This is a genomic window from Pontibacillus yanchengensis Y32 (assembly GCF_000770635.1).
GTDB classification, from domain to species: domain Bacteria; phylum Bacillota; class Bacilli; order Bacillales; family BH030062; genus Pontibacillus; species Pontibacillus yanchengensis.
This window is the reverse complement of record NZ_AVBF01000132.1, coordinates 1-954: the sequence shown is the minus strand read 5'-3', so window position 1 is coordinate 954 and position 954 is coordinate 1. Positions and strand designations below refer to the sequence as shown.

At 42.1% G+C, this 954-nt stretch carries 1 protein-coding gene; it reads left to right on the top strand.

The annotated features are described in order from the left end of the window. The coding region (locus N782_RS20455; protein ID WP_036824901.1) for a transposase at positions 1-831 on the top strand (831 nt) is incomplete at its 5' end. Positions 832-954 lie beyond the last annotated feature (123 nt).

Below are 954 nucleotides of genomic sequence, written 5' to 3'. Positions count from 1 at the left end.
AACAATACCTCTGTAAAATATGAAAAAGTCCCTCAGAAGAGACGTTCAGCTGACCGGATTATGAGTGTTTATGATCCTGACGCTCGTTTAAGTAAAAAGGGAAGGGGAACAACCATTAATGGGTATAAAACGCAGGATTTGATCACAACAAAGGGAGTCGTATTGGATACCAAAGTCATTCCCGCCATAGAGCATGACCGTGATGCGATGTATGAGATGGCGAACACGATCCTGAATTCCTTCGGGTTCTTACCGAAGGGCCTTTTTGGGGATACAGCCTACGGTCATGGCAAACAGCGAAAAGCACTGGAAAGCTTGAACATCCCTGTGGTAGCACCTGTACCTTCAACCCAGAATCCAACCGGTTTATATGATATTTCACAGTTTACATACGAGTCTGAACAAGATCGCTTTACGTGCCCTCAAGGTAAGCATACTTATCGGAAGAGTCATAGCACGAAGAATGAAGGAACTCAATATTTCTTTGACAAGAAAGATTGTCAAGAATGCCCGTTCAAGATGAACTGTACAACGAACAAGAGTGGGAGAAGCGTTTTTAGAAGTGATTATCACGACTTATATGAAGCAGCCAAAGCTTACAATGTGAGTGAAGACGGACAAGAAGATCACAAACGACGCCTACTCGTAGAACGAAAAAACCAAGAACTGAAAAATGACTGCGGTTTAGGCCACGCTCAAACTAAAAGTAAGGGTGCCTTAGCCATAAAAGCTAAATTAGCTACCATAGTCGTTAATCTCAAACACACGGTAAGGCGAACAATCGCCCCCTACCCTGGGTTTATTCGTCGTCCCAAAACGGCGAATCAGTAAATAAAAGCACACCACCATACCTCTGATAATTGTAAAAAATGGCTTCTTTTTATTAATAAATGCCTTGGGTATCCATAAAATGGGGGTGGAAGCTTGTTTTATTCATAGAAAATAGACAGCTTC